At 74.0% G+C, this 26,514-nt stretch carries 29 protein-coding genes; 16 read left to right on the forward strand and 13 right to left on the reverse strand.

From position 1 onward, the window contains the following. Positions 1 to 21: 21 nt before the first annotated feature. A complete protein-coding gene (locus VGP36_07230; protein ID HEV7654515.1) occupies positions 22 to 849 on the reverse strand; it encodes a molybdenum cofactor guanylyltransferase in 828 nt (275 codons plus the stop codon). A 108-nt stretch (positions 850 to 957) separates the two neighbouring features. Between VGP36_07230 and VGP36_07235 the strand changes: the two genes are divergently transcribed. Genes VGP36_07235 through VGP36_07260 form a run of 6 tightly spaced genes read left to right on the forward strand, consistent with a single transcriptional unit; the run spans position 958 to position 7,849 of the window. Beyond that, the gene (locus tag VGP36_07235; GenBank protein HEV7654516.1) at positions 958 to 1,626 is read left to right on the forward strand and encodes a GntR family transcriptional regulator; all 669 of its coding nucleotides are present in this window, start codon (positions 958 to 960) and stop codon (positions 1,624 to 1,626) included. Then, on the forward strand, positions 1,623 to 2,807 hold the full coding sequence (locus tag VGP36_07240) for a CoA transferase (GenBank protein ID HEV7654517.1): 1,185 nt from the start codon (positions 1,623 to 1,625) through the stop codon (positions 2,805 to 2,807). Before VGP36_07235 ends, VGP36_07240 begins: the two co-directional genes overlap by 4 nt. Positions 2,808 to 2,846: 39 nt before the next feature. Beyond that, on the forward strand, positions 2,847 to 4,901 hold the full coding sequence (locus VGP36_07245) for a hydantoinase/oxoprolinase family protein (GenBank protein ID HEV7654518.1): 2,055 nt from the start codon (positions 2,847 to 2,849) through the stop codon (positions 4,899 to 4,901). 3 nt (positions 4,902 to 4,904) lie between these two features. Continuing rightward, entirely contained in the window at positions 4,905 to 6,776 is a 1,872-nt protein-coding gene (locus VGP36_07250) for a hydantoinase B/oxoprolinase family protein (protein HEV7654519.1), read from the forward strand. Beyond that, positions 6,773 to 7,402 (forward strand): isochorismatase family protein, encoded by a 630-nt coding sequence (locus VGP36_07255; protein ID HEV7654520.1) that lies wholly within the window; start codon positions 6,773 to 6,775, stop codon positions 7,400 to 7,402. Before VGP36_07250 ends, VGP36_07255 begins: the two co-directional genes overlap by 4 nt. Before the next feature lie 45 nt (positions 7,403 to 7,447). Further along, positions 7,448 to 7,849: a cupredoxin domain-containing protein gene (locus VGP36_07260; GenBank protein HEV7654521.1), complete on the forward strand. Its 402-nt coding sequence runs from the start codon at positions 7,448 to 7,450 to the stop codon at positions 7,847 to 7,849. Positions 7,850 to 8,365: 516 nt separating this feature from the next. Here VGP36_07260 and VGP36_07265 read toward each other — a convergent pair. Continuing rightward, entirely contained in the window at positions 8,366 to 9,703 is a 1,338-nt protein-coding gene (locus VGP36_07265; protein ID HEV7654522.1) for a metallophosphoesterase, read from the reverse strand. Between the two features lie 21 nt (positions 9,704 to 9,724). Further along, positions 9,725 to 10,219 (reverse strand): hypothetical protein, encoded by a 495-nt coding sequence (locus VGP36_07270; protein HEV7654523.1) that lies wholly within the window; start codon positions 10,217 to 10,219, stop codon positions 9,725 to 9,727. Between the two features lie 234 nt (positions 10,220 to 10,453). On the opposite strand from VGP36_07270, the gene VGP36_07275 reads away from it, so the two are divergent. Together VGP36_07275 and VGP36_07280 are read left to right on the forward strand one after the other, a co-directional pair. Continuing rightward, entirely contained in the window at positions 10,454 to 11,704 is a 1,251-nt protein-coding gene (locus tag VGP36_07275; protein HEV7654524.1) for a histidine kinase, read from the forward strand. Next, positions 11,701 to 12,366, forward strand: a complete 666-nt coding sequence (locus VGP36_07280) for a response regulator transcription factor (GenBank protein ID HEV7654525.1) — start codon at positions 11,701 to 11,703, stop codon at positions 12,364 to 12,366. Before VGP36_07275 ends, VGP36_07280 begins: the two co-directional genes overlap by 4 nt. A 1-nt stretch (position 12,367) precedes the next feature. On the opposite strand, the gene VGP36_07285 is transcribed toward VGP36_07280, so the two are convergent. Beyond that, positions 12,368 to 13,132, reverse strand: coding sequence for a SigB/SigF/SigG family RNA polymerase sigma factor (locus tag VGP36_07285; protein ID HEV7654526.1), 765 nt, complete (start codon positions 13,130 to 13,132; stop codon positions 12,368 to 12,370). Between the two features lie 468 nt (positions 13,133 to 13,600). After that, complete coding sequence (locus tag VGP36_07290) at positions 13,601 to 13,927, reverse strand: STAS domain-containing protein (protein HEV7654527.1); 327 nt, start codon at positions 13,925 to 13,927, stop codon at positions 13,601 to 13,603. 152 nt (positions 13,928 to 14,079) lie between these two features. Here VGP36_07290 and VGP36_07295 point away from each other — a divergent pair, with 152 nt between their 5' ends. Continuing rightward, a complete protein-coding gene (locus tag VGP36_07295) occupies positions 14,080 to 14,454 on the forward strand; it encodes a nuclear transport factor 2 family protein (GenBank protein HEV7654528.1) in 375 nt (124 codons plus the stop codon). Here the strand turns inward: VGP36_07295 and VGP36_07300 are convergent. From VGP36_07300 to VGP36_07310, 3 genes are all read right to left on the reverse strand, one after another. Next, positions 14,451 to 14,639 carry a hypothetical protein gene (locus tag VGP36_07300; protein HEV7654529.1) on the reverse strand — a complete coding sequence of 63 codons (189 nt, stop codon included), beginning with the start codon at positions 14,637 to 14,639 and terminating at the stop codon, positions 14,451 to 14,453. The two genes, VGP36_07295 and VGP36_07300, sit on opposite strands and share 4 nt — an antisense overlap. Positions 14,640 to 14,677: 38 nt before the next feature. Further along, a complete protein-coding gene (locus tag VGP36_07305; protein ID HEV7654530.1) occupies positions 14,678 to 15,409 on the reverse strand; it encodes a dienelactone hydrolase family protein in 732 nt (243 codons plus the stop codon). 70 nt (positions 15,410 to 15,479) lie between these two features. Further along, positions 15,480 to 16,241 carry a hypothetical protein gene (locus tag VGP36_07310; protein HEV7654531.1) on the reverse strand — a complete coding sequence of 254 codons (762 nt, stop codon included), beginning with the start codon at positions 16,239 to 16,241 and terminating at the stop codon, positions 15,480 to 15,482. A gap of 266 nt (positions 16,242 to 16,507) precedes the next feature. Between VGP36_07310 and VGP36_07315 the strand changes: the two genes are divergently transcribed. Then, complete coding sequence (locus tag VGP36_07315) at positions 16,508 to 17,278, forward strand: aminoglycoside adenylyltransferase domain-containing protein (GenBank protein ID HEV7654532.1); 771 nt, start codon at positions 16,508 to 16,510, stop codon at positions 17,276 to 17,278. Positions 17,279 to 17,281: 3 nt separating this feature from the next. Here VGP36_07315 and VGP36_07320 read toward each other — a convergent pair whose 3' ends face one another. Together VGP36_07320 and VGP36_07325 are read right to left on the reverse strand one after the other, a co-directional pair. After that, entirely contained in the window at positions 17,282 to 17,434 is a 153-nt protein-coding gene (locus VGP36_07320) for a hypothetical protein (GenBank protein ID HEV7654533.1), read from the reverse strand. Between the two features lie 65 nt (positions 17,435 to 17,499). After that, a complete protein-coding gene (locus VGP36_07325) occupies positions 17,500 to 18,882 on the reverse strand; it encodes an acetamidase/formamidase family protein (protein ID HEV7654534.1) in 1,383 nt (460 codons plus the stop codon). A gap of 185 nt (positions 18,883 to 19,067) precedes the next feature. On the opposite strand from VGP36_07325, the gene VGP36_07330 reads away from it, so the two are divergent. The 3 genes from VGP36_07330 (at position 19,068) to VGP36_07340 (ending at position 21,683) form a co-directional block, all read left to right on the forward strand. Continuing rightward, on the forward strand, positions 19,068 to 19,931 hold the full coding sequence (locus VGP36_07330; GenBank protein ID HEV7654535.1) for a patatin-like phospholipase family protein: 864 nt from the start codon (positions 19,068 to 19,070) through the stop codon (positions 19,929 to 19,931). A gap of 294 nt (positions 19,932 to 20,225) precedes the next feature. After that, a complete protein-coding gene (locus tag VGP36_07335) occupies positions 20,226 to 20,555 on the forward strand; it encodes an STAS domain-containing protein (GenBank protein ID HEV7654536.1) in 330 nt (109 codons plus the stop codon). 81 nt (positions 20,556 to 20,636) lie between these two features. Next, positions 20,637 to 21,683 (forward strand): mechanosensitive ion channel domain-containing protein, encoded by a 1,047-nt coding sequence (locus VGP36_07340; protein HEV7654537.1) that lies wholly within the window; start codon positions 20,637 to 20,639, stop codon positions 21,681 to 21,683. Between the two features lie 3 nt (positions 21,684 to 21,686). Here VGP36_07340 and VGP36_07345 read toward each other — a convergent pair whose 3' ends face one another. After that, complete coding sequence (locus VGP36_07345; GenBank protein ID HEV7654538.1) at positions 21,687 to 21,974, reverse strand: DUF1905 domain-containing protein; 288 nt, start codon at positions 21,972 to 21,974, stop codon at positions 21,687 to 21,689. 104 nt (positions 21,975 to 22,078) lie between these two features. On the opposite strand from VGP36_07345, the gene VGP36_07350 reads away from it, so the two are divergent. Continuing rightward, complete coding sequence (locus tag VGP36_07350) at positions 22,079 to 23,071, forward strand: WYL domain-containing protein (protein ID HEV7654539.1); 993 nt, start codon at positions 22,079 to 22,081, stop codon at positions 23,069 to 23,071. On the opposite strand, the gene VGP36_07355 is transcribed toward VGP36_07350, so the two are convergent. Then, positions 23,068 to 24,015, reverse strand: a complete 948-nt coding sequence (locus VGP36_07355) for an NADP-dependent oxidoreductase (protein ID HEV7654540.1) — start codon at positions 24,013 to 24,015, stop codon at positions 23,068 to 23,070. The genes VGP36_07350 and VGP36_07355 overlap by 4 nt on opposite strands. A 117-nt stretch (positions 24,016 to 24,132) precedes the next feature. Here VGP36_07355 and VGP36_07360 point away from each other — a divergent pair, with 117 nt between their 5' ends. Both VGP36_07360 and VGP36_07365 read left to right on the forward strand, forming a co-directional pair. Then, positions 24,133 to 24,816: a helix-turn-helix domain-containing protein gene (locus VGP36_07360; protein HEV7654541.1), complete on the forward strand. Its 684-nt coding sequence runs from the start codon at positions 24,133 to 24,135 to the stop codon at positions 24,814 to 24,816. A 10-nt stretch (positions 24,817 to 24,826) separates the two neighbouring features. Next, positions 24,827 to 25,927 carry a crosslink repair DNA glycosylase YcaQ family protein gene (locus VGP36_07365; protein ID HEV7654542.1) on the forward strand — a complete coding sequence of 367 codons (1,101 nt, stop codon included), beginning with the start codon at positions 24,827 to 24,829 and terminating at the stop codon, positions 25,925 to 25,927. 46 nt (positions 25,928 to 25,973) lie between these two features. Here VGP36_07365 and VGP36_07370 read toward each other — a convergent pair. Further along, the coding region (locus VGP36_07370) for a hypothetical protein (GenBank protein HEV7654543.1) at positions 25,974 to 26,514 on the reverse strand (541 nt) is incomplete at its 5' end.

A 26,514-nucleotide genomic window follows, 5' to 3' on the forward strand; every position in this document is an offset into this window, starting at 1 on the left:
CCCTCCCCCGACGCTGCGTGCCTACGCCGTACCACCCCACCCGTCAACCGGGATCTGGAGTTCGACGGCGATCACGTCGCCGGTGACGAGCGGCAGCAGCGGGTCGGGCCGGACCACGACGCCGTTCAGCCGGGCCCGCCCGGGGGCGCGGCCCAGGCCCGCGACGGCCTCGGTCAGGGTGGCGGCGACGACCGGGCGGGTCCGGCCGTCCCACTCGAGCAGGACCTCCGGGCCGGGGCGGGCGCGGGCCGCGGCGTACTCGGCCGGGGTGTTGACGTTGCGGAGCGACTCCAGGCGCGGGTCGAGCCGGGCCAGCTCCGGGTCGGCCAGCAGTTCGTCCTCGTCCGGCAGCGCGGCCGGGGCCAGGTCCGGCAACCCGCTCACCCGCCGGCTCCCCCGCGCGAGCCGGTCCCGGACCAGCGCCGCCAGCCCCGGCCGGTACGCCGCCGCCAGCGGCTGCCGGAACCCCCGCACCAGCGGGACGACCAGCTGCACCGCCGGGTCGTCCAGTCCCCGCAGCACCCGCCGGACGTACGCCGGGTGCAGGAACGGCAGGTCGGTCGAGCAGACGAACGCGGCCGCGGCCCGGTCCCCCACCGCGGCCAGCCCGGCGGCGATCCCCTGCATCGGGCCGAGGCCCTCGGCCTCGTCGTCGGCTACCTCGACCCCGGCCGGCAGCGCCGGCAGCCGCTGGCCCGGCGCGCGGACCACCAGCACCGGGCCGGTCACGGTCCGGGCCAGCAGCGCGGCCGTCCGGTGCAGCAGCGTCGAGCCGTGCCACTCCAGGCCGGCCTTGGGCGCGCCCATCCGGGACGACCGGCCACCGGCCAGCACGACGCCTGCCTCCACGCCGCCGATGCTAGCGATGTATGCACCGGTGCCTACACAACGGGCCAAACCTTGCCCACGAGCCCGTCGCGGTTCTACTTTGCATGCAATCCAGGCCGAGGGGGCAGCGTGACGCAGGCGGCGGACCGGGCGTACTCGGCGCTGCGGGCCGGCATCCTCACCGGCCGGCACGGCTTCGGCGAGCGGCTCGGCGAGATCGAGATCGCCGACGAGCTCGGCCTGTCCCGCACCCCGGTCCGGGAGGCGCTGCGCCGGCTCGGCTCCGAGGGCCTGGTCGAGGTGCTGCCCAACCGTGGCGCCCGGGTCCGGACCTGGACCGCCCAGGACCTCGAGGAGACGTACGAGCTGCGGGCGGTGCTGGAGGGGCTGGCGGCCCGGCGGGCGGCGGCCCGGATCGACGAGCCGATGCTGGCCGAGCTCGACGCGCTGGCCGGCCGGATGGTGACGGTCGACCCGAGCCTGGGCCACCGGCCGGCCGGGCAGTTCGACGAGCTGGCCGCGCTCAACGGACAGTTCCACACGGTCATCACGACCGCGGCCGGCAGTGCGCACCTGGCCGCGACGCTCGGCGGGCTGGTGCAGCTGCCGCTGGTGATGCAGACCTATCGGCGCTACACGCCGGCCGCGCTGGCCCGCAGCCACGCCCACCACCGCGAGATCGTCGACGCGCTGCGGGCCGGCGACGGCGCCTGGGCCGAGAGCGTCATGCGCTCGCACGTGCTGGCCGCCCGGGCCGTGCTGCTGTCCAGCTACCGCGCCCTCGGGCAGGCGTCATGACCGGCCCGCTGGCGGGGATCCGGGTCATCGAGGCCGGCCAGCTGCTGGCCGGGCCGTTCTGCGGCCAGCTGCTCGGCGATCTCGGCGCCGAGGTCATCAAGATCGAGGCACCCGGCGCCGGCGACCCGATGCGCCAGTGGGGCCGGGAGAAGCCGCACGGGCAGTCGCTCTGGTGGCCGGTCGTCGCCCGCAACAAGAAGTCGGTCGTGCTGAACCTGCGGACCGAGCCCGGCCAGGAGGCCGTCCGCCGGCTGGCCGCGGTCAGCGACGTGCTCATCGAGAACTTCCGGCCCGGCACGCTGGAGCGCTGGGGCCTCGGCTACGACACGCTCGCCGGGATCAACCCGCGCCTCGTGCTGACCCGGGTCACCGGCTTCGGCCAGACCGGCCCGTACGCGCCCCGGGCCGGGTTCGGCTCGATCGGCGAGGCGATGGGCGGCCTGCGGTACGTGCTGGGCGAGGCCGACCGGGCGCCGTCCCGGGCCGGCATCTCCATCGGCGACTCGCTCGCCGCGACGTACGCCTGCATCGGGACGCTGGCCGCGCTGCAGGAGCGGGAGCGCTCCGGCCGCGGCCAGGTCGTCGACTCCGCCATCTACGAGGCGGTGCTGGCGATGATGGAGAGCCTGGTCACCGAGTGGCAGGTGGCCGGCTACCAGCGGGAGCGCACCGGCGCGATCCTGCCGAACATCGCACCGTCCAATGTGTACCCGACCGCGGACGGGCAGACGATCCTCATCGCCGCCAACCAGGACTCGGTCTTCCGCCGGCTGGTGACCGCGATGGGCGAGCCCGAGCTCGCCGACGACCCCCGCTACGTCAGCCACGGCGCCCGCGGCCTGCACCAGGTCGAGCTCGACGAGCACATCGCGGCCTGGTCGGCCCGGATCGGGGCCGACCCGCTGCTGGCGCTGCTGGACGCCGCCGGGGTGCCCGCGGGCCGGATCTACCGGGCCGAGGACATGCTGAGCGACCCGCACATGATCGAGCGCGAGTCACTCGTGACCGTCCCGGACCCGGACTTCGGCGAGCTGACGATGCAGAACGTCGCCCCGCGGCTGTCCCGGACCCCGGGCTCGATCCGCTGGACCGGTCCCGCGCTCGGCCAGCACACGTACGAGGTCCTGCACGACCTGCTCGGCTACTCCGACGCCGAGACCGCCGCCCTGTCCAGCGGCTGAACCCTTCCTGCCCCGACCCTTGCAGACGCGGGAGACGACATGACCTACCGGCTCGGAGTCGACGTCGGCGGCACCTTCACCGACCTGTTGCTCATCGACGAGGACACCGGGGCGACCCACCGGGCCAAGACCCCGTCCACCCCGGCCGACCAGTCCGCCGGCGTGCTGGTCGGCATCGACAAGGTCTGCGCGCTGGCCGGGATCGAGCCGGCCCAGATCGAGCACGTCATGCACGGCACCACGGTGGCCACGAACGCCGTGCTGGAGGGGAAGGGCGCCGTGGTCGGGCTGATCGTGACCCGCGGCTTCCGGCAGGTGCTGCAGGTGGCCCGCTCGTTCGTCCCGGGCGGGCTGGCGGCCTGGATCATCTGGCCGAAGCCGGAACCCCTGGCCGCGCTGGAGAACACGGTCGAGGCCATCGAGCGGGTGGACGCCCGCGGCGAGGTCGTCACCGAGCTGGACGAGGCCGACCTGCTGCCGAAGCTGGCCTACCTGCGGTCGCAGGGGGTCGACGCGGTCACGGTCGCGCTGGTCAACTCCTTCGCCAACCCGGCCCACGAGCAGCGGATCGCCGAGCTGGTCGCGACGGAGCTGCCCGGCATCCCGGTCTCGCTGAGCAGCGTGATCCTGCCGGAGATCCGCGAGTACGAGCGGACGCTGACCACGGTGGCCAACTCCTACGTCCGGCCGACGGTCGGGCGCTATCTGGAGAACCTGGAGAAGGCCCTGCGGGGCAAGCAGATCGGCGGCACCCTGCACGTGCTGCGCTCCGACGGCGGGCTGTCCGGGGTGGCCGCCGCGACCGAGGCGCCGGTGCAGCTGCTCATGTCCGGACCGGCCGGCGGCGTCTCCGGCGCGTCCTGGGTCGCGCGCCAGAGCGGCTTCGAGAACCTGCTGAGCTTCGACATGGGCGGTACCAGCACCGACGTCGCGCTGGTCCAGGACGGCAAGCCCCGCATCGGCCGGGAGACCACGGTCGGCTCGCTGAACGTCCGAGCGTCCTCTGTGGACGTCCGCACGGTGGGCGCGGGCGGCGGCTCGATCGCGCACGTGCCCGAGCTGACCAGGGCGCTGCGGGTCGGGCCGCAGTCGGCCGGCGCCGAACCGGGCCCGGCCGCGTACGGGCGGGGCGGCAGGTCGGCGACGGTGACCGACGCCAACGTGGTGCTCGGCTACCTGCCGCCCAGCCTGGTCGGCGGCGAGATGGCGCTGGACGTGGACGCCGCCCGGGCGGCGGTCCAGGCGGTCGCCGACGCGATGGGCCTGCCCGACGCGGAGACCGCGGCCGCCGGCATCATCGACATCGTCAACGAGAACATGTTCGGCGCGCTGCGGCTGGTCTCGGTCCAGCAGGGGTACGACCCGCGCGACTTCTCCCTCGTCGCCTTCGGCGGGGCCGGCCCGCTGCACGCCAACGCGCTGGCGAAGCTGCTCGGCTCCTGGCCGCTGATCGTGCCGCCCAGCCCGGGCGTGCTCTGCGCGTACGGGGACGCGACGACGAGCCTGCGCAACGAGAGCGCGCGTACGTTCATCCGCCGCTTCGGCGAGACCTCCGACACCGAGGTCGCGGCCGAGCTGGCGGCGCTGGCCGCCGACGCCCAGGCCCAGCTCGACGCCGAGGGCGTGGCCCGGGCCGACCAGGAGGTCGGCTACCAGGTCGACGTGCGCTACCACGGGCAGGGCTTCGAGGTCCCGGTCGACGTGGACCTGGACCGCGTCGAGCTCGGCGCGGTCGGCGCTGCCTTCGACGTGGAGCACGAGCGGTTGTTCACCTTCGCCTCCGACGCCGAGCACGAGCTGGTCAACCTGCGCGCGGTGGTCACCGGCCGGCCGCCGCGCGTGAGCGCACCGCTGGTCCCCACCGGCGACGCCGACCCGGGCGCGGCCCGGACCGGCGAGACCAAGGTCTACGTCGACGGCGGCTGGACCCAGGCCCAGCTCTACGACCGCGCGCTGCTGGCGGCCGGCAACGTCGTCCCCGGCCCGGCCGTGATCACCGAGATGGACTCCACCACGCTCGTGCTGCCCGGGCACGCCGGCACCGTCGACGCCGTCGGCTCGATCCTCATCCGTCCGATCCCCGCGGGAGCGTGACCCATGGCCACCCTGGTCGAGACCACCACGACCCCGCTCGCGCGGGCGGACGTGGACCCCGTCACCGTCGACATCATCGAGAATGCCCTGCGCAACGCCCGCTACGAGATGGACGCCGTGCTGTTCCGGACGGCGATGAGCCCGGGGATCCGGGAGCAGCACGACGAGTTCCCGCTGATCGCCGACCCGGACGGGAAGATGGTGGTCGGCCAGTTCGGACTGTCCATCCCGGACTTCCTGGCCGGCTTCGACGGGACGGTCGAAGAGGGCGACATCCTCATGACCTCCGACCCGTACGCGTGCGGCGCCGCGATCAGCCACGCCAACGACTGGCTCGTGGTGCTGCCGATCTTCCACGGCGGCCGGATCGTCGGCTGGGCCGCGATGTTCGGCCACATGACCGACGTCGGCGGCAAGGTCCCGGGCTCGCTGCCGACCGACGCCACCTCCGTCTACGAGGAGGGCGTGCTGGTCCCGCCGTTCAAGCTGTACAAGAAGGGCGAGCTCAACGCCGAGATGCTGGGCCTGATCCTCAACCAGGTCCGGATGAAGGAGTGGAACCGCAGCGACCTCAACGCGATCGTCGCCGCCTGCCGGACCGCCGCCCGCCGGGTGGCCGAGCTCTGCGACCGCTTCGGCCCGGAGACGTACGTGTCCACTTTGGACGCCCTGCTGCAGCGCAACTTCGACGCGATGAAGCAGCTGATCGCGACGACGATCCCGGCCGACGAGACGCTCACGTTCACCGACTACATCTGCGACGACGGGATGGGGTTCGGGCCGTACAAGATCCACTGCTCGATGTACCGGGAGGGCGACGGGGTCGTCCTGGACTTCGAGGGGACCGATCCGCAGTCGCCCGGGTCGATCAACTACTACCTCAACGAGAACCTCTACAAGATGTTCTTCGGGATCTACATGATCATGGTTTTCGACCCGCAGATCCTCTGGAACGACGGGTTCTACCCGCTGGTCGACGTCCGGATCCCGCAGGGCACGCTGCTCAAGCCCGACTACCCGGCGGCGCTGTCCTGCCGGACGCACGGACTCGGCCGGATCTTCGACATCCTCGGCGGGCTGCTCGGCCAGCGGCAGCCGGAGTTCCTCTGCGCGGCCGGGTTCTCCTCCTCGCCGCACCTGATGTACAGCGGCAACCGGGCCGACGGCGAGTGGTTCCAGCTCTACCAGATCGGCTTCGGCGGGATCCCGGGCCGGCCGTTCGGCGACGGGCCGGACGGACACTCGCTCTGGCCGTCGTTCTCCAACGTGCCGAACGAGTTCCTGGAGGCGTACTTCCCGCTGCGGATCGAGTCGTACGAGACCGTGCCGGACTCCGGCGGGCCCGGGTTCTTCCGCGGCGGCAACGGGATCGACGTGGTCTACCGGTTCCTGGAGCCGGGCACCGTCTCCATCCACGACGACCGCTGGTTCACCTACCCCTGGGGCGTCAACGGCGGCGAGCCCGGGATGCGCTCGCGCAAGTGGCTGGCGCGGCCGGACGGGTCGCGGGAGGTGCTGCCGAGCAAGTGCGACAACGTGAAGGTCACGCCCGGGGACGTGCTGCACTACGTGACCTGGGGCGGCGGCGGGTGGGGCGACCCGTACACGCGGGATGCCGGGCTGGTCGCGCTGGAGGTCCGGCGCGGGCTGGTCTCCGCCGACGGCGCCGCCCGGTACGGCGTGGTGCTGGCCGCGGACGGGACCGCCGACGCGGACGCGACCGCGGCCTTGCGGGAGCGGCTGACGGCCGAGCGCGGCGACACCCAGATCTTCGTCTACGGGCCGAGCATCGAGGAGCTGCGGGAGCGGTGCCTGGAGGAGACCGGCCTGCCCGCGCCCCGGCCGCCCACATTCCGCGCCGGGGTCCCGGCGTGAGCTCCGACCTCGGGGCGGAGTACGTCGAGCACGGGTTCGGCGCCGGGCTGGGATTCGGCGCCGCGCCCGCGGTCGTCGCCGTCGACATCGCGCTGGCGTACCTGGAGAAGGACTCGCCGCTCTACGCCGGCGTCGAGGACGCGGTCGCCTCGGCCGCCCGGGTCATCGCCGCGGCCCGGGCGGCCGGCGTCCCGGTCGTGCACACCCGGGTGCGGTACCAGCCCGGCGGCCTCGACGGCGGCCTGTTCCGGCGCAAAGTGCCCTCGCTCTGGGTGTTCGACGAGGGCTGCGCGCTGGGCGAGCCGGCGCCCGCGGTCGCGCCGGCCCCGGGCGAGGTCGTCGTGCTCAAGCAGTACGCGTCGGGCTTCTTCGGCACCTCCCTCGCCTCGACCCTGCGCGCGCTCGGTGTCGACACCACCGTCATCGTCGGTCTGACGACCAGTGGCTGCGTCCGCGCCACCGCCCTCGACGCGATGCAGCACGGGTTCGTCCCGATCGTCGTCCGCGACGCCGTCGGCGACCGGGACGAACGTCCGCACGAGGCCAACCTCCTCGATCTCCAGGCCAAGTACGCCGACGTCGTCTCCGAGGCCGACACGCTGCGGGTCTTCACAGCGTTCGCTTAGGCGCGCGGCTGAACCGCGTCAGCTACCGGGCCCGTGCTCCCGGACATGAAGAGACTCGTCACGCTCGGCGTGGGCGCGGCCGCCGTCGCGCTCACGATCGCGGCCTGCTCGTCCGGAAGCAGCGGCTCCAGCTCGGCCGCGCCCAGCAGCGCCAGCACCACCAGCGCGTCCAGCGGTTCCTCCACCGCCGCGGGTGCGATCACTATCCAGAGCTTCGCCTTCGGCTCCCCGCTCACGGTCGCCCCGGGCACCACGATCACCGTCACGAACAAGGACCCGGTGGACCACGACGTCGTCTCCGACGACGCCGGCATGTTCCGGACCCCGGCGATCCACCAGAACGAGAGCGCCACGTTCACCGCGCCCACCGCGCCCGGGACGTACAAGTTCAGCTGCACCTTCCACCCCCAGATGAAGGGCATCGGCACCCTCATCGTCCAGGGCTGACCCCCTCACCCGTCCTCCGGACCGGAACCGCCCTGCTCGGTCCCGGACCGGCCGGACTTGTCCGGAACGCTGTCGATGACCTGCTCGGCCCCGTCGTCGATGAACCTGGTCACCAGGTGCTGCGAAGCCGAGCAGGACCGCCCGGGCCAGGATCTGGCCCTGGTCGTCCAGTGTGGACAGTCCAGGGATGAACTCGCCGCGCACCAGCAGCAGCCCCACGACCCCGGTCAGCGCACCGCTGGGAAGCTGGTTGAGGCTCAGCACGACCGAGGCGCCGCGCGTCGCTGAAGCACAGCGGGATCGCGGCCGGCTCGATCGCGCCGACGACACAGATCACGATCGCCATCACGGACAGCACCGAGGTCGAGATGACGAGGACGCTGCGGAAACCGCGCGCCTGGACGTGCAATTCGTCCGCGGTCTCGTCGGACACCGGCATGGCCTCGCGCAGGGTGGCCCGCTGCACCGGCAGCGTCGGGGAGTCCTCGACCCGGGGCGCCCGTTCGGACGTGGCGGTCAGACGATCTGTTCGGTGTGGGTGAGGGTGCCGTCGTCGTCGACGTAGCGGACCTCGATGCGGTCGCCGTCGAGGTCCAGGACGGCGAAACCGAAGCGCCGCCAGGCCTTCCCGCCGGAGCGGACCGTCCGGGTGCTGCGCCAGGTGATGCCCGGCTCGCTGCCGGCCGGCGGCTCGGGCTCCGGCAGGATCGGCACCCCGCCGTTGCCGAGGCAGCGCGGGTACCGGACCCCGCCGGTCTCCTCGTACGTGATCGCACGGTGCTCGTGCCCCCACCACCAGGCGGTGACCCGGCCCGCGCCGAGCACCGGCGCGAGCTTGGCCGGCAGGGTGTCGCCGAGGTCGCCGGTCTCGTACACGGAGGCGAGCTGGTGGTGGCTGAACAGGACGAGCTTGCGCCCCTCCCCCGCGACCTCGGCGACGTACCCGGCCTGCGGGTCCTCCAGGACCCCGACCTGGCCGTCGGAGACGACGTCGCCGTCCCAGGCGGTGTCGAGACCGACGAAGTCCCAGACCGGGGAACGCAGCCGGAAGAAGCTCGTGGCCGCGCCGTCCGGTGAGCGCTGGGCGGCGAAGCGCGGGTCGGCGAGCAGGGTGGCGAAGTAGCCGAAGCCGCCGCTGTACATGTCGTGGTTGCCGTTGAGCGACCAGGACGTCACGCCGACCGCGGCCTGCTCGGCGGTCACCGGCCAGAACGCGAGGAACCGGTCGCGGTCCTCGCTGTCCAGGCCGGAGTAGTAGACGTCGCCGAGGTGGATCACGTGCACCTGCCGGCCGGCCGCCAGCGCCGCGCGGACCTCCTCCTGCATGTGGGTGGCGACGTCGCGGGCCCGCGGCAGGCCCGTACCCCAGTCGCCGACGACGACCAGCCGCGCGTCCGCCGCGATCTCGCGCTCGGCCGGGTACGGGTTGAAGTCGTGGTTGCCGCCGGCGAGCTTCGCCAGCACGCCACGGGCGATCCCGAGATACCAGTCCGGGTCCCGGGCGGTGAACGAGCCGGGCGCCAGGTGCAGCAGCCGTTCGACCGCGGCGACGATCCGGACCCAGAGGCCGCGGGCGGGCTGCTCGGCCAGCGCCTCGTCGACGTGGCTCTGGACCAGGCTCACGAACGGCGCCCGGGAGAAGTACGGCACGCCGCGCGGCCCGCCGCCCGAGGACGGATCCCGGCCGACGTCGGCCGGGATCACGGTCTCGACCTTCGCCCGCGGGTGGCCGTCGCCCGGGATCTGCTCGGCCGCGGCGGCGACCGCGTCCTGCAGGCGCGGGTCCGCGAGCGCGTCCCGGACGCGGTCCACGTGCGCCCGCACCCGCCGCCGATCACTGGCCTCCGCCCGCACCCGGGCGAGGCTAGTCGCGCCTCAGCCGAGGGTCAGGGTGAGGGTGCCGGTGCCGTCGCCGAGCTCGGTGAGGTCGAAGCGGCCGGCGGCGCCCGTGTACGGGCCGGTGCCGCCGGTGATCGCCAGGTGCTTGCCGGGATCGGTGCTGGCCAGCCCCTGGGCGGTGATCTGCCCGCCGGCCAGCTGCAGGCTGACGGTGTAGTTCAGCTGCACGCCGGTGGAGTCGACCTTGGTGATGACGCCGGTGCCGCCCTCGGTGCCGACCGTACGGCCGGCCCGGTCGGTCAGGACGTCGCTGAAGACGGTGTAGTCGCCGGGCCGGAAGTCGCCGTCGCCGGTCTGCAGCGGCGGCACGTCGATGATCGTGAACGGGCTGAACTGGACCCCGAACCGCAGCACCTGCGGACGGGACGCGGCGTCGGCGGGCGAGCCGGCGGCGACGGTGACAGCGCCGGCCGCGAGCAGGGCGGTCGCGGCGGCCGCGATCAGGGCCGGGCGGCGGAAGGTGGCGGGCATCGGAAGACCTCCGGGTGAGGGGAACGGGAACGTCTCCACGATGGGCGGGCGGAGCCCTCGCGTCGTCGGGCTCCCGGCCGACACCTGCCGTCGGTCGCACGGCCGCCGCTCGTCCGCACGGCCGACCCCGGACGGTCCGCCGGTCGGGTCCGGGACCGCCGTCGTCGGCCGCGGGGCGTACGCCGTCGGGGCGACGACGGCGGGCGCGGCCGTGCCTAGGGTGAGCCCGTGAGGATGCCCCCGCGGGACCGGCCCGTCGCCGTCGACGGTCTCGTCGCCCTCGCGCTGCTGGGCCTGTTCGCGCTGGAGGCCTGGACCGCGGGCGATCCGCAGCCGGGGCAGCGCCCGCACGACGCGCCGGTCGCCGTGCTCACCGCCGCGATGGTGCTGCCGTACCTGGTCCACCGCCGGGCGCCACTGGTCGCGGCCGCGGTCAGCCTGGCCGCGCTGCTGGGCCTGGCCTTCCTGCACAGCCAGTCGTACCCGGGCTTCTACGCCTTCGCGCTGCTGTTCGCGATCTCGCTGCACACCGAGGATCGGCGCCGCCGGATCGTGGTCTTCGCCGCCACCCTGATCGCGCTGACGGTCGCCGTGTGGGCCCAGCCCGACGGGATCGCGACGGCCTCGACCTGGGTGTCCACGCTGCTGCTGGCGATCGTGGCCGGCCTCGGCGGCGACAACCTCCGGCACCGCCGGGCCCGCTGGGCCGCGTTGGAGGAACGGGCCGGGCTCATCGAGGCCGAGCGCGAGGAGCGGGCCCGCCGCGCGGTGGTCGACGAGCGGCTGCGGATCGCGCGCGAGCTGCACGACGTCGTGGCGCACTCGATGAGCGTGATCGCGGTCCAGGCCGGCGTCGGCCATCACGTCCTGGACACCCAGCCGGAGGAGGCCCGCCGCGCGCTGGCCGCGATCGAGACGACCAGCCGGGCGGCGCTGACCGAGATGCGACGGCTGCTCGGCGTACTGCGGGAGGAGGGCCAGAGCCGGGCCGCGCTGTCCCCGGCACCGGGGCTGGCCGACCTGCCGCTGCTGCTGGCCCAGGTCCGGGAGGCCGGTCTCGAGGTCAGCTCGACGGTCACCGGCACGCCGGCCGAGCCGGAGCTGCCGGTCGATCTGACCGCGTTCCGGATCGTGCAGGAGGCCCTGACGAACGCGCTCAAGCACGGCGGCCCGGCCGCGACCGTCTCCGTCGACCACCGGCCGGACGAGGTCCGGCTGGAGATCACCGACACCGGCCGGCCGGTCCCGGGCCCACGGCCGGTCGACGGCGGGCACGGGCTGGTCGGCATGCGGGAGCGGGTCGCGATCTTCGGCGGGCACCTCGACGCGGGTCCCTGCCCCGGCGGCGGTTACCGGGTCCTGGCCCGGCTCCCGCTCGCCCAGGACGCGTCGCGCGCCCACGACGCGTCGCCCGCCCAGCACGCGTCGCTCGCCCAGGACGCGTCGCTCGCCCAGGATGCGTCGCTCGCCCAGGATGCGTCGTGATCCGGGTCGTGGTCGCCGACGACCAGGCCCTCGTCCGCGGCGGCTTCCGCGTCCTCGTCGACTCCGCCACCGACCTGCGGGTCGTCGGCGAGGCCAGCGACGGCGCCCAGGCGGTCGAGGTCGCGGCCCGCGAGCACCCGGACGTGATCCTCATGGACATCCGGATGCCGGTCATGGACGGCCTCGAGGCGACCCGCCGGATCCTGGCCGCCGACCCCGAGCAGGCCGTCCGGGTCCTCATGCTGACCACCTTCGACCTGGACGAGTACGTCTTCGCCGCGCTCAAGGCCGGCGCCAGCGGTTTCATGCTCAAGGACACCCCGCCGGCCGCGCTGCTGTCCGGCATCCGGACCGTGGCCGGCGGCGACGCGCTGCTGTCCCCGAGCGTCACCCGCCACCTCATCGAGGAGTACGTCCGCCGCCCGCCGCGCTCGGCCGCTCCCCCGCCCCAGCTGGACGGGCTGACCGAGCGCGAGGTCGAGGTCCTCGGCCTGGTCGCGAAGGGCTGGTCCAACGCCGAGATCGCCGACCGCCTGCACGTCACCCCGGCCACGGCCAAGACCCACCTGAGCCGGCTGCTGATGAAGCTCGGCGCCCGCGACCGGGCCCAGCTCATCGTCCTGGCGTACGAGACCGGCCTGGTGTCACCGGCCGGCCGCTGACTCAGTCCGCGAACTGGGTGCGCAGCTGGGCCAGCGTCCGGGCCAGCAGCCGGGAGACGTGCATCTGGGAGATGCCGAGCTGGGCCGCGATCTGGGACTGGGTCTGGTTGCCGTAGAAGCGCAGCAGCAGGATCCGCCGCTCCCGCTCCGGCAGCGTCGCCAGCGCCGGGCCGATCGACTCGTGCAGCTCGACGTCGGCCAGCGCCCGGTCCTCGCCGCCGATCGTGTCGGCCAGCGTGAGCTCGTCCCCGATCGGCGCTTCCAGCGAGTCCGCCCGGTACGCGGTGGCGCACTCCAGCGCCTCCAGCACCTCCTCCTCGGTCCGGCCGGAGCGCTCGACCAGCTCGGCCACGCTCGGGGACCGGTTGAGCTCCTGGGTGAGCTCGCCCGCGTACCGGGTGATCTCGGTGGTCAGCTCCTGCAGGCTGCGGTGCACGTGCACGGCCCAGGTCCGGTCCCGGAAGTGCCGCCGGATCTCGCCCAGGATCGTCGGTGCCGCGTACGTGCTGAACTCCAGGCCGCGATCGACGTCGAACCGGTCGACGGCCTTGACCAGCCCGACAGAGCCGGCCTGCATCAGGTCGTCCAGCGGCTCACCGCGGCCGGCGTAGCGGTGCGCGAAGTAGCGGACCATCGGCAGGTGGTGCTCGACCAGCCGCTGCCGCAGCCGGACCCGCTCCGGCGCGGACGCCGGCAGCTCGGCCATCCGGGTGAACATCTCCCGGATGCCGTCCCGCCCGAGGGGCGGTCCGATCGCAAGGGTCATGGCGACTCCAGAACGACGCGGACGAAGCACGGCGGCTGGCGAATCAACCACCCGAACCGTACCTCAACTCGGTTTAGCGTCGCTCCTGAGCCCGGGGTCCGGGCTGCGGGTCGGCCGCGGCCGCCTCGCGGCGGATCGGATCGGTCGGTGTGCTGCGACCAGGTGCCGCCCACGGCATTACTCGGCCCTCCCCGTTGATTCGTGCTGACATCTCGGCGGGCCCGGGAAAGGCCTGGGGCATCGCGATCCGGCGGATGGTCGATCACGTCCGGTCTCACCGGCGGGTCGCGGCCCCGGCGGCGCGCTCCCCGCACCGCCGGCGGCGGCGGTGCCGACGGTCGCGCCGTGCGTCACCGCGGTCCGCGCGTTGACGTCCTGCGGGTGACGGACGGCCACCCGCTGACCCCGCTCGCCCGGCGGCCACCAGTCCACTGTGGACGGTCGCGGCGGCACTCGGCCGGCGGGCGTTCAGTTGCCGGGGTCGGAGGGGTCGGCGATGACGAGGACGTTGTCGAGGCCGCTGACCCGCAGCAGCGCCGCCACCCGGGACGGCACGTCGCGCAGCCGGAGCTCGAGGCCGCGGTCGCGGGCCCGCAGGTGCGCGGCGATGAGCACGGACAGACCGGAGGAGTCCATGAACGTCACCGCCGCGAGGTCCACCACGATGGGGTCGCCCACGGCCAGCGCGGCGTCCAGGGCCTGACGCATCTTGGGCGCGGAGTCGATGTCGACCTCGCCCGCGACCGTGATGCGCACGCCACCGTCCCCGGCCGTACGCGTGACCTTCATCCCCATCCGGGCCCCCACCGCTCGGCTGCCACGCTGCCCCGCGGCGTCGCAGCGACCACCGTGGGGGCACGCTACCGACTTCGGCGTACCCGCGCCCACCAACCCGCCTGACGCGACACGGTCGCATCCGGCCGGATCCGCCGTTACCGTCCGGGAGCATGGACGAGACCGGTGCCCGTACGGCACTGCAGCACTACATCGACCACAGTGCCGCGGGTGACGACGAGGGGGCGCACGAGATCTACACAGCTGACGCGGTCCTCGAGTTCCCGCAGTCGGGCGAGCGGTTCGAGGGCGTGCCGAACTTCCTGGAGTGGCGGCGGAAGTACCCGGCACAGGTGGGTTTCGAGATCCGCCGGGTGCGCGGCGGCGAGGACGTCTGGGTCGCCGAGATCGCGGTCCGGTACGACGGCGGCCCCTGGAACCACGGTGTCGGAATCTACGAGTTCCGCGGCGACAAGGTCTCCCGCGAGACCATCTACTACGCCGAGCCCTTCGACGCCCCCGACTGGCGCGCCCCCTGGCGGGCCTAGTCCTCGTCGCGGTCGACCTCCCGCAGCTGCTCCAGGCGCGACTCGCCCTCCTCGGTGCCCGGCGCGGCCGGGTGGTGCACGTCCTCGGTCAGGCTGCCGGACTCGGCGTTCTCGACCGCGGCTTCGATGTCCGGGCCGCCCTGCGACGGGTCGGGCGAACGGAGTGGCTCGTTGTCCTCTGTCATGCCGTGCCCCTACCCCGGTCGGCGCAGATCGAGTCGCGTCAGCGGCCGTGGAAGAAGGAGACCGCCTCGGTCAGGGCGAGGTCGGTGAGGACCGGATCGTGCCGGGCGCCGATGTCGCGCATGAACGCGTGCTCGCCGCCCTCGTAGACGTGCAGCTCGGTGTCCTCCCGGCCGGCCGCGTAGAGCGCGGAGATCACCTGGGCCCGGGCGGCGGCCGGAACGTGCGGGTCCCGCGAGCCGAACACGATCATCAGCCGGCCGTGGACGTCGGCGGCCCGGGCCAGCGAGCCGGGGTCGTCGGCGCCGAGCCCGCCGTCCTGCAGGCCGGTCGGGTAGAAGCACACGGTGGCCGAGACCCGCGGGTCGAACGCGGCCCGGAACGCCAGGTGCCCGCCGATGCAGAAACCCACTGCCAGCAGCGCATCGACGTCCGCCCGCTGCTGGAGGAAGTCGAGGACCGCGACCCGGTCGGAGTCGAACTGCGCGGTCGTCGTCGCGGCCGCCCCGGCCAGGCCGGCCGCCTTGCCACCGTCGTCGAACTCCAGCGCCACCCCGGCCAGCTCGCCGCGCGGGTAGATCTCCGGCACGCAGACCAGGAACCCGGCCGCCGCCAGCCGCCGCGCGGTCCGCAGCGTCGAGTCGGTCAGCTGGAAGATGTCGGTGTAGAGCAGCACGCCCGGCCACGGTCCGGGCCCGGCCGGCGTGATCAGCACCGCCCGGATCTCGCAGTCCGGTGCCGGGATCCGTACCTCGTCCTCGCTGACCTTCACCCGCGCGACCCTAGGCCATGCCCGGACCGGCCCCAGGCCTCGTACGGCCGGTCCCGGGCCGGACCGAGGATCAGCAGGCCGGTGCGCAGTCGTCCGGGTGGTTGCCGGTGACCGTGGTGTGGTCGAGCGTCGGGATGCTGCTGCCGCCGAAGGTGGCGAAGATGCCGCCGCCGAAGGTGGCGGTGTTCCCGGTGATCGTCGACCCGTGCAGGACCGCGATCTCCTCGTTGAGGAGGCCACCACCGGCGTTGGCGGCGGTGTTGCCGCTGATGCGGGTCGACCAGGTGACCAGGGTGCCGTTGTTCCAGATCCCGCCACCGTCATTGAGGGTGCTGCGGTTGCCGGCGACGGTCGAGCGGACCAGCGTGAGGAACCCGGAGTTGAGGATGCCGCCGCCCGAGCCCACGGTGGTGTTGTCGCGGACCAGCAGGCGGGTCGCCTTGAGGGTGCCGAAGTTGTCGATGCCGGTCTGGCCGTGGGTCACGACGACGTCGGTCAGCGTCACCGTGGCGAAGTCCACCAGCAGGACCGAGCCGGCTCCCCCGCCGTCGAGCACGGGGCGGCGGGCGCCGGGGTGCAGACCGGCGATCGTCAGGTCCGTGGTGACGTCGTAGTTCCCGGTGCAGGTGCCCGAGACGACCAGCCGGTCCCCGGCCCGGGCCGCCGCGATGGCGGTGCTGAGCGCGACGCCGGTGTCGGGCCCGTACGAGGCGCCGAGCGCCGCGTTCTGGACCCGGCAGTTCGGTCCGGCGGCAGCCGCAGGCCCGGCCGCGGCGACGGATCCGCCCGCGATCGCGGCGAGCACGAGCAGGACTGTGATGGTTCGCGCCATTGCGAACACCCCCAGGGATCTCGGGGGCAATATCCCACGGCTGTCGCGGGCCGACAATCCTTCCGGCGGCCGAAAACCCCCCGCGCGCTCGGCCCCAGACCTGCTACGCCCGCCTCCCCGAACCCGGTTGGCGACGGGGCTATCGTGACCGCGTGACCTGTTTCGACGCCCTGCGGATCCGTCGCGCCTGAGCGCGGCGACGTCCTGCTGAGGCCTCCGCCGCGCCCGTACACGCCCCAGACCTCCTACGGGTACGGAGATTCCGCATGGTCACCCCCTTTCCCGAGCTCGACGCGCTGCTGGCCGACCTGGTCGGCTCGGCCCGCGCGATCCTCGGCGACACCTTCGTCGGCGCCTACGTGCAGGGCTCCTTCGCCCTCGGCGCCGGCGACCTCACCAGCGACTGCGACTTCATCGTCGCCACCACCGCACCACCGTCCGGCCCGGCCGAGGCCGGCCTGCGGGCGCTGCACGACGAGATCCCGACCCGCCCCGGCCTCTGGCCGCGCAACATCGAGGGCTCGTACGCGGACGTGACGTCGCTGCGGAGCGTCGACGGCCTCGGCGTGCCCTGGCTGTTCAACGACCACGGCCATCGCACCCTGATCTGGGACACGCACTGCAACAGCGCGCACGCCCGCTGGATCCTGCACCGGCACGGCATCACGCTGGCCGGGCCGCCGGTCACCGAGCTGGTCGACCCGGTCCCGCCGGAGTCCTTGCGGGCCGAGGCCCGGACCGCGCTGCCGGGGATCCTGGCCGGCCTGCGGAGCTGGGCACCGTTCGACATCGCCTGGACCCAGCGCTACCTGGTCTCGACGTACTGCCGGGTGCTCTACACGCTGCGGACGGCCGAGGTGACGTCCAAGCGCGGGGCACTGACGTGGGCCCGGGACGAGCTCGACCCGCGCTGGCGCCCGCTGCTCACCCAGGTGATCGAGGACCGTCCGCTCGGCTGGGACCCGGACGCACCGCCCCGTCCGGGCAGTCTGGAGACGGCGCTGGAGTTCGCCGCGTACGTGGCGGCGCTGGGCTGACGCTCAGCGGAACCGCCGTTCCAGCTCGGCGACGGTGTCCGGCTCGCCGGCCGCCATCGCCGCGGAGGCCAGCCGCCGGGACGTGGCCAGTTGCTGGTCCACCGCGGCCCGGGCCCGGGCCAGTTCGTCCTCGGTGTAGTCCTTCCGACCGAGCATGGGCGTCCCGTCCTCGAACGTCGCGTCGGTCGGTCTGACGAACGGCGGCGCCGGGATGTGACGGCTCAGCCGAAGTGGGACCTGGGGATCGAGGCGTGGACGCCGGTGGTGCGGTCGACCACCTGGGAGACGTGGAAGTTCACCGCGGCCGACAGGTACGCGTACGCCACCGCGCGGTCCAGTCCGAGGTCGTCCTGCAGGAAGTCCAACGCGTTGACCACGGCCCGCCGCATCGCGATGTTCAGGTCGTTGACCTGTCCCTGCCGGGCCGCGTCCGGATCGGACAGTCCGATCGGGATCCAGACGTCGCCGGTCTCGCCGAACGGGTAGCCGAACGCGACCGACGGCGCGTCGCCCGAGCCCGGCTTGCAGGCGGTCAGCCGGAAGGTGGCCCGGACCGACCCCTCCATCGCGGTCAGCGCGACCTCGCCGTCGCCCATCGCCAGGTGCGGGTCGCCGGTGTAGAACAACGCGCCCTCGGCGAAGACCGGCAGGTAGAACGTCGAGCCGACGGTGAGCAGGCTGATGTCGATGTTGCCGCCGCCGAGCGTCGGCGGGATCGAGTTGAGGTTCGGGTCGGTCAGCGTGGGCGCCGGCGCGAACGCGACCCCGGTCATGCCCATGAACGGGTGCAGCGGGAACCGGACCGACCCGTGCCGGCCGCGCGGCAGCACGCCGACCGCGCCACGCCGGTGCGACTCGACCGGCGTGAACGTCGAGACGTTGCCGTACTCGGTGGGGATTGCGGTGGCCCGCCCGTCGGTCGCGATCGGCGGCATCACCTCGGCCAGGGTGATCCCGGGCGGGGCCGAGCCGTCGGCGGCGCGGGCCAGCGCGCCCTTGCCGTGCCGGCTGGAGACCACGCCGTACGGGACCCGGGGCAGGAAGGACAGCATCTCGATCTTCAGCACGTCGCCGGGCTCGGCGCCGTCCACCTGGATCGGCCCGGTGACCACGTGCGGGCCGTCGACGTCGAAGTTCCGGGTGGTCCGGTCGTACTCGGCTGCGACCGCGATCGCGTCGGTGAGAACCCGGCTGCGCGGGACGCCGTGCGAGCCGAAGTAGGCGATCGGGTCGCGGCCCTGGTCCTCCAGGATCCCCTCGTGCGAGACGGTGTCGACCGTGACGGTCTCGCCGGAGCGCATCCGCAGCACCGGCGCGCTGCCGAGGGCCGGGACGTAGCCCCAGCGGACCTGGTCCGGCAGCGACGGCAGGTAGTGCCTGCCCGGGATGGGCCCCTGGCCCGGTTGCAGGACCTCCCGCGGCAGGGCGGTGGACCTGGACCCGGCCGTCCCGGTGGCGGGGGAGCCGGCCGCGGCGGTGCCGGTGGTGGCGGACAGCGCGGCCGCGCCGCCGCCCACCACCGCGGCCGCGCGCAGGAAGCCGCGGCGGCCGAGACGCTGGGTCAGCAGGGCACGGATGTCGCGCGGACTGGCGGGTGAGTTCACTGATCCTCCCGGAATCCGGGCACGAACGGGCAGGCACCCGCACGGCCCGGGCCATCCCCGTGGACGTCTGTATAAACGCGCCGACTTTCGTCCGTGTTACGGAGGCGTGCCAACGGTGGATCTGTCGTATCCCGCGCCTACGGTGATCGAGGACGGTGACCCACTCGACAAGGACGTGATCGCCCATGACCGAACCGCAGGCTTCGTACGGCACCGCGCTCGTCCTGGGCGGCGGCGGGGTCGCCGGTATCGCCTGGGAGCTCGGAATCCTGCGCGGCCTCGCCGACGCCGACCCCGGGCTGGCCGAGCGGGTCCTCGGCGCCGACGTGGTCATCGGCACGTCGGCCGGCGCCTCAGTCGGGGCCCAGATCACCAGCGGCGTCCCGCTCGACGAGCTGTACGAGGCCCAGCTGCGGCCGTCGACGTCCGAGATCGAGGTCGACGTCGACGCGGCGAAGCTGTTCGCCGAGTTCGCCACGGCCCAGACCGCTGCCTCCGACGCGGCCGACGCCGGTCGCCGGATCGGCGCGCTCGCGCTGGCCGCCGACACAGTGACCCCGGCGGTCCGGCTGGCCGCGATCAAGGGCCGGCTCCCGGTGCCGGTGTGGCCGGACCGGCGCCTGCTGCTCACCACCGTGGACGCCGGGACCGGCGAGCGGACGGTCTTCACCCGGGCGTCCGGGGCCGAGCTGGTCGACGCCGTCGCCGCCAGCGGCGCGGTCCCCGGCGTCTGGCCGCCGATCGCGATCGGGGACCACCGGTACGTCGACGGTGGGGTCCGCACGATGACCAACGCCGACCTCGCCGCCGGCGCCGACCGGGTGCTGATCCTGCAGCCGCTGCCGACCCCGTCGCAGCCGTGGGGCGGGGACGAGGCCGACCTGGCCGCGCTCGGGCCGGCCGCCGTGTACGTGATCAGCCCGGACCAGGCCGCCCTGGAGGCGTTCGGCCCGAACCCGCTCTCCCCCGCCACCCGCGGTCCCGCGGCCCGGGCCGGTCGCGCCCTCGGCGCCACCCACGCCGCCGCGGTCGCCGCGCTCTGGACCTGACCGCACCCCCGGTCTGACGACCCGCCTGCCGGCGCCGGGGCCGACCGACCCGCCTGACCGGGCCCGCCCGGCCGACCCGCCCGACCCGCCCGGCCGACCCGCCCGACCCGCCCGGCCGGTCCGCCTGGCGGCCGCGCCGCCGGACCGACCCGCCTGACCGGGCCCGGCTCGGCAAACCCGGCGGCGGCGACCGGGACGACCGAACCGGCGGATCGCGTCATCGCGGGCCTCCGGCGGGGTCCCTTACTCAGCTCACCGTCCAGCGGCGGCCGGTGACCTCCCCTCTGGAGTCGCGTGTCGTTCTCGGTTCGCAGTGTCCCCGCCGTCGAGCAGACGGTCGTCGAGGTCCAGGGTGAGGTGGACATCGACACCGCGCCCCGGATGCGCCGGGCCCTCGTGGACGCGGCCGACCGGGGCGTACCGGTCCTGGTGGACCTCGGCGCCGTGACGTTCATGGACTCCGCCGGCTTCGGCGTGCTCGTCGCCGCGCAGCGGGACGTCGCCGCGGCCGGCACCACGATGCGGCTGCGCGGCGTGTCGGGCCGGATCCGCCAGCTGCTGGCGCTGCTCGGCCTGGACGCCGTGTTCACCGTCGACCCGGAGGAACCGATCGAGGTCGCCTGAGCGCCTGCTCCCCCGCGCGCCCATACTCGCCGCGAGCGGTCGGCGGCCGACCCCGGCCCCGGCCCGGCGGAGGTGATGGGCGTGGGATGGGACCCGGTGCAGGCGGCCGTCGCGAGCGCGGCGGCCCTGGTGGCGACCCTCGTCATCGCCACCGTCGTGCACGTCGTGGTGAGCCGGGCCGGTCGGCGCGACCCGCTGCTGGCGATGCTGTCCGGCCGCGGCCGGCTGCCGTTCCGGCTGGTCGTGCTCACGGTCGCGCTGCTGCTGGCCCGGCCGGAGCGGGGCGCCGACGCGGACACCACCGACCTGGTCCGGCACAGCCTGCTGCTGGTGCTCATCGCCGCCGTGGCCTGGCTGTTCGCCCGGGTCGCGCTGGTCGCCCAGGAGGCGACGCTGCGCCGCTACGACCGCTCGGTGCCGGACAACTTGCGGGTCCGGCGGCTCTACACCCAGGTCATCGTCGTCCGCCGGGTCGCCGTGGCGGTGGTCTTCGTGGCCGCGTTCGCCGCGATGCTGATCACCTTCGCCTCGGTCCGGGCGCTCGGCGCCAGCCTGCTGGCCTCGGCCGGCATCCTCAGCGCGGTCGCCGGCCTGGCCGCCCAGACCACGCTCGCGAACGTCATCGCCGGCCTGCAGCTCGCCTTCAGCGACGAGCTCCGGCTCGACGACGTGGTGGTGGCCGAGGAGGAGTGGGGCTGGGTCGAGGAGATCACCCTGACCTACGTCGTGGTCCACCTCTGGGACGAGCGCCGGCTGGTGCTGCCCACGACGTACTTCACCCAGAAGCCGTTCCAGAACTGGACCCGGCAGGAGGCCCGGGTGCTCGGCAGCGTCCTGCTGCACGTGGACTTCTCGCTGCCGGTGGAACCCGTACGGGAGGAGCTCCAGCGGGTGCTGGAGTCCTCGCTGTTGTGGGACAGGCGGGACTGGGTGCTGCAGGTCGTCGACACGACCCCGACGACGATGGTGCTGCGGGCGTTGATGAGCTCCGTGGACGCGCCGACCAGCTGGGACCTGCGCTGCGAGGTGCGGGAGAAGCTGCTGGCCTTCCTGGCCCGCAGCTACCCCGACCAGCTGCCCCGCCTGCGCGCCGAGCTCGACCCGCCGACCGGCGCGGATCGGACCTGACGCTCAGGCGTCGATGGAGAGGTGCAGCTCGGGGATGTGGCCCTCGTCGAGGTGCTCGCAGCGGCGGACGGAGGCCTTGATCGGCACCACGTACCGGCCGTCCTTGGGGTACAGGGACGTCCTCCAGGTGGTCGAGCCGATCGTCACGATGGCCGGGATCATCCCCCAGCCGTAGCTGACCTGTCCGGACACGTCCTCGATGTCGCGGCAGAGGCCGGCCGGCACGGTGACGTAGTAATACGGCGCGGGCCCGCGCCAGTACCAGATCTCGCCGCTGAACCCGAGCTCCACCTCAGCTCCGGAGAGGTCGGTGCCGTCGAACCCTGCTCGCCATGCCGGGGAAGACTACTGTCCATTCCGGACGAAGTGCTTCCTGGACCCGGAGTGGATCACGAATGCCGCCCGACCTGAACCCGACCGCCCGCGCCCTGCTCGCGCTCGAGTCGATCCAGGCCAAGCCCGGCATCACCGGCGACGAGCTGGCCGGCCGGCTCGGCGTCTCCGACCGCGCCGCCCGCCGGTACGTCGGCATCCTGCGCGACGCCGGCATGCCGGTCGAGTCCGTCACCGGCCCGTACGGCGGCTACCGGATCGGGCGCGGCGCCCGGGTCCCGCCGCTGATGTTCAGCACGAACGAAGCCCTCGGGCTGGTGATGGCGGTGCTGCAGGGCTGGCACGGCTCGGTCGACTCCGACCACCCCGCGGCGACCGCGCTGGCCAAGATCGTGCGGGTGCTGCCCTCCACGGCGGCCGGGCCGGCCGACGCCATGCGCCGGGTGCTGGCCCAGAACCCGGGCGACGCCGCCGCCAGCCCGGATCCCGGGCTCACCGCCGCGCTCGCGCAGGCCTGCGAGGTCGGCCGCCAGGTCCGGATCCGGTACGGCCGCAGCGAGGGCCGCAGCTGGGAGATGGTCATCGACCCGTGGGCGGTCGTGGTCCGGCACGGGCGCTGGTACGTGCTGTGCTGGTCGCGCACCGCCGACGCCCGCCGGGTGCTGCGGCTGGACCGGGTCCTGCGCTGCGAACCGACCGGGGAGACCTACGAACCCCCGGCCGGGCTGGACCCGGTGCGGGAGGTGGAGGAGCACCTGGCCGACGGGTGGACGTACGAGACCGAGGTGCGGATCGACGCCCCGGCCGAGGTGGTCGCACACTGGGTCCCGCGCACGCTCGGGCGGGTCGAGCCGATCGACGCGGGCAGCTGCCTGCTGCGCGGCAGCACCAACGAACTCGACTGGTACGCCGGCGCGCTCGCCGCGATCCCGCTGCCGTTCACCGTGCTCGGCTCGAAGGAGCTCCAGGCCGAGGTCCGCAGACTGGCCGACCGCCTGTCTGCGGCGGTGGCCCCGGCCCGGCCGGCGACGTCGGCGAGTGACTCGACCGCCTAGTCGGCGACCGAGACGACGATCTTGCCGCGGGCCCGCCCGGCCGCGATCGTGTGCAGGCCGTCGATGGCCTGGTCCAGCGACAGGACCGTGGTCACGTCGACCGTGAGCGAACCGGTCGCGACCTGGTCGGCCAGCCGCGCGAGCAGCTCCCGGGTCACCGCCGCGCTGACGTTGGCGCCGGTGAGCCCGGCGGCCGCGAGCGTCCCGGGGTCGGCGGCCCCGAGCGCGCTGGCGACCACGCCACCCTCCGCCACCGCGCCCAGCGGCATCGTCCGGGCCGTGTACGCGACGAGGTCGATGAGCGCGTCCACCCCACCCGGCCGCAGCGCGCGGACCTGCCGGACCAGCGGGGCCAGGGTGTGGTCGAGCACGGTGCCGGCGCCGAGCCGCTTCAGCCGGACCGCGTCCTCGGCGGTGCCGGTGGCCAGGACCTCGGCCCCGCGGGCGGCGACCAGCTGGATCGCGTACGAGCCGACGCCGCCGCTGGCCCCGTTGACGAGCACGGTCTGCCCGGGTGCGGGGTCGACAGCCTGGACGGCCGCGATCGCGACGGCCCCGGCCAGCGGGATCGCGGCCGCGGACACGAACGACAGCGCCGGCGGCTTGACCACCACGCTGCAGGCCGGCACCAGGGCGTAGTCGGCCAGGGTGCCGGCGTGCAGCGGCGGGGTGAGCGGGACCGTGCCGACGACCTCGTCGCCGACCCGGACGTGCTCGACCCCGGACCCGACCGCCTCGACCACGCCGGCCACGTCCCGGCCCAGGATCACCGGGTACGCCCGGGGCAGCTGGCGGGCCAGCATCCCGACGGCGATGACGTTGTCGATGGCGTTGAGCGCGGCCGCCTTGACCCGGACCAGGACGGTGCCGGGGACGACCTCGGGGACAGGGAGGTCCGACAGCTGTTCGTGGGCACCGATGGCCGGGACGTGCAGTGCTCGCATGGCTCCCCCGAACGCGTGGGCAGGGCGCTGATGTGGAGAGGGTTGTTCAGATCGAATGGAAGCACGCGCCGGGGCAAGTGGACAACCCACTCCGGTTAAGTGCGTACTGTGTGCACTGTGAGTGCGCACACGAGCACCCAGGACCGTGCGGCAGCGTTGCCCCCGGCCGAGCCGCCGGCGTTGCGGGCGGACGCGCGGCGCAACCGGGAGCGGATCGTCGAGGCGGCCCGGGTCGTGTTCGCCGAGGACGGTCTCGGCGCCTCCCTGAACGAGGTCGCCCGCCGCGCCGGCGTCGGCCTGGCCACCCTGCTGCGCCGGTTCCCCAGCCGGGACCTGCTCGTCGCGGCCGCGCTCGGCGACCGGATGGGCGACTTCGCCGCGCTGGTCGAGGTCGCGCTGGAGGACCCGGACCCTTGGCACGGCTTCACCGGGCTGGTCGAGCGGGTCTGCGCGCTGCAGGCCGGCGACCGCGGCTTCACCGAGGTGCTGACCCAGGCGTTCCCGGGCGCGGGCGAGTTCGAGGAGCTCCGGCTGCAGGCCTACCTGCGGACGGTCGAGGTCTTCGACCGGGCCAAGCGGACCGGGCGGCTGCGGGCGGACTTCTCGCCGCACGACTTCCCGATGGTGCTCATGGCCAACGCGGGCGTGGTCACCGCGACCGCGGGGCTGGCCCCGACGACCTCGCCCCGGCTCATCGCGTACCTGCTGGAGGCCTTCTCGGCCCCCGCGCCCGGCCCGCTCCCGGCGCCCCCCACCTTCGAGGAGATGGACGCTGTCCTCACCCGCTTCGACACGCCCTAGGCTGGCCCGGGTGAGCGTGCATCGGTTGACGCGGGCGCAGGCGCGCCGGATCGCGGTACGGGCGCAGCTGCTCGACGCGCAGCGGCCGGCGGGCCTGCTGGAGCTGGTCCGGCACCTGACGCTGCTGCAGCTCGACCCGACCGCGGCGGTGACGCCGAGCGCGGACCTGGTCGCCTGGAGCCGGCTGGGCTCCGCGTACTCCCCCGCGGACCTGGCCGCGGCCCTGGACCGGCGCGAGCTGGTGGAGCTGCGGGCGATGATCCGGCCGGCCGAGGACGTCGCGCTCTACCGCGGCGAGATGGACCGCTGGCCCGAGTTCGACCCGAAGGGCTGGCAGCGGCCGCGGCAGGAGTTCATCGCCGACAACAGCGCCTGCCACCAGGACATCCTGGGCCGGCTGGGCGCCGGCGGTCCGCTGACCTCCCGCGACCTGCCGGACAGCTGCGTCCGGCCCTGGAAGTCCAGCGGCTGGACGAACAACCGCAACGTCAGCCAGCTGCTGGAGTTCATGGTGCTGCGGGGCGAGGTCGCGGTGGCCGGGCGGCGCGGCAACGACCGGCTCTGGGACCTGGCCGGGCGGATCTACCCGGAGACCCGCCCGGTGCCGGTGGAGACGGCGACCCGGACCCGCAACGAACGCCGGCTGCGCGCGCTCGGCCTGGCCCGGGCCCGCGGGCCGGAGTGCCCGGTCGAGCCGGCCGACGTCGCCGAGGTCGGCGAGCCGGCCGAGATCGAGGGCGTGAAGGGCGAGTGGCGGGTCGATCCGTCCTATCTGGACGGTCCGTTCGCCGGGCGGACCGCGCTGCTGTCGCCGTTCGACCGGCTGGTGCACGACCGCAAGCGGATGGTCGAGATCTTCGAGTACGACTACGCGCTGGAGATCTACAAGCCCGCGGCCAGGCGGCGCTGGGGCTACTACGCCCTGCCGATCCTGCACGGCGACCGCCTGGTCGGGAAGCTCGATGCGACCGCCGACCGCAAGGCCGGTGTGCTGCGGGTCGACGCGATCCACGAGGACGTCCCGTTCACCAAGGCGATGACGAAGTCCGTCGGCGCCGAGATCGACGATCTCGCCGGCTGGCTCGCCCTCGAGGTCAGCGGTCCTCGCTGATCCTGCGTCCGTTCGGAGGGGTCACGGGCGCCCTCTACGCGAGCCGCTAGGACGTCAGCTCGGCCCGGACGAAGTCGATCTCGCGGCTGACGTAGTCGACGATGTCGCCGGTCTTGAGGTGGGCCGGCAGCACGTCCCAGGTGTACGTCTCGATCTCCAGGTGGTCCGACAGCGGCGTGGCCCGGTGCAGGCGCAGGGCGTCCTGCACCGAGGACCGCGTCGTCCGGAACGGGCCGAGCTCGGCCAGGAACACCGGGACGTGGAAGTGCGTCCGCAGCTCGGCCGGTCGCGGGTCCATCTCGTACGCGTCCAGCGCCTCGCCCAGGTGCAGGAAGTGCCGGGCCTCGCCGTCCTGCCGCAGCACCGACTGGCTCAGGTAGATCGTGTCGGTGAAGACCCGCAGGTCCGGCACGACCGCCGGGGTCAGCTCCTCGACCCAGAGCGCGGCCGCCTCCTGCAGCTTGAACACCGGGATGCCGGCCGTGACGAGCTTCCGCAGCGAGACCGTGACGTCCTCGAAGCCGACGGACTGGTGGCCGATGTCGAAGACCACCCCGAGATGCCGGCGCAGCAGGCCGTCCGCCTCC

It is taken from the genome of Mycobacteriales bacterium, assembly GCA_035995165.1.
In the GTDB taxonomy this organism is placed as follows: Bacteria; Actinomycetota; Actinomycetes; order Mycobacteriales; family CADCTP01; genus CADCTP01.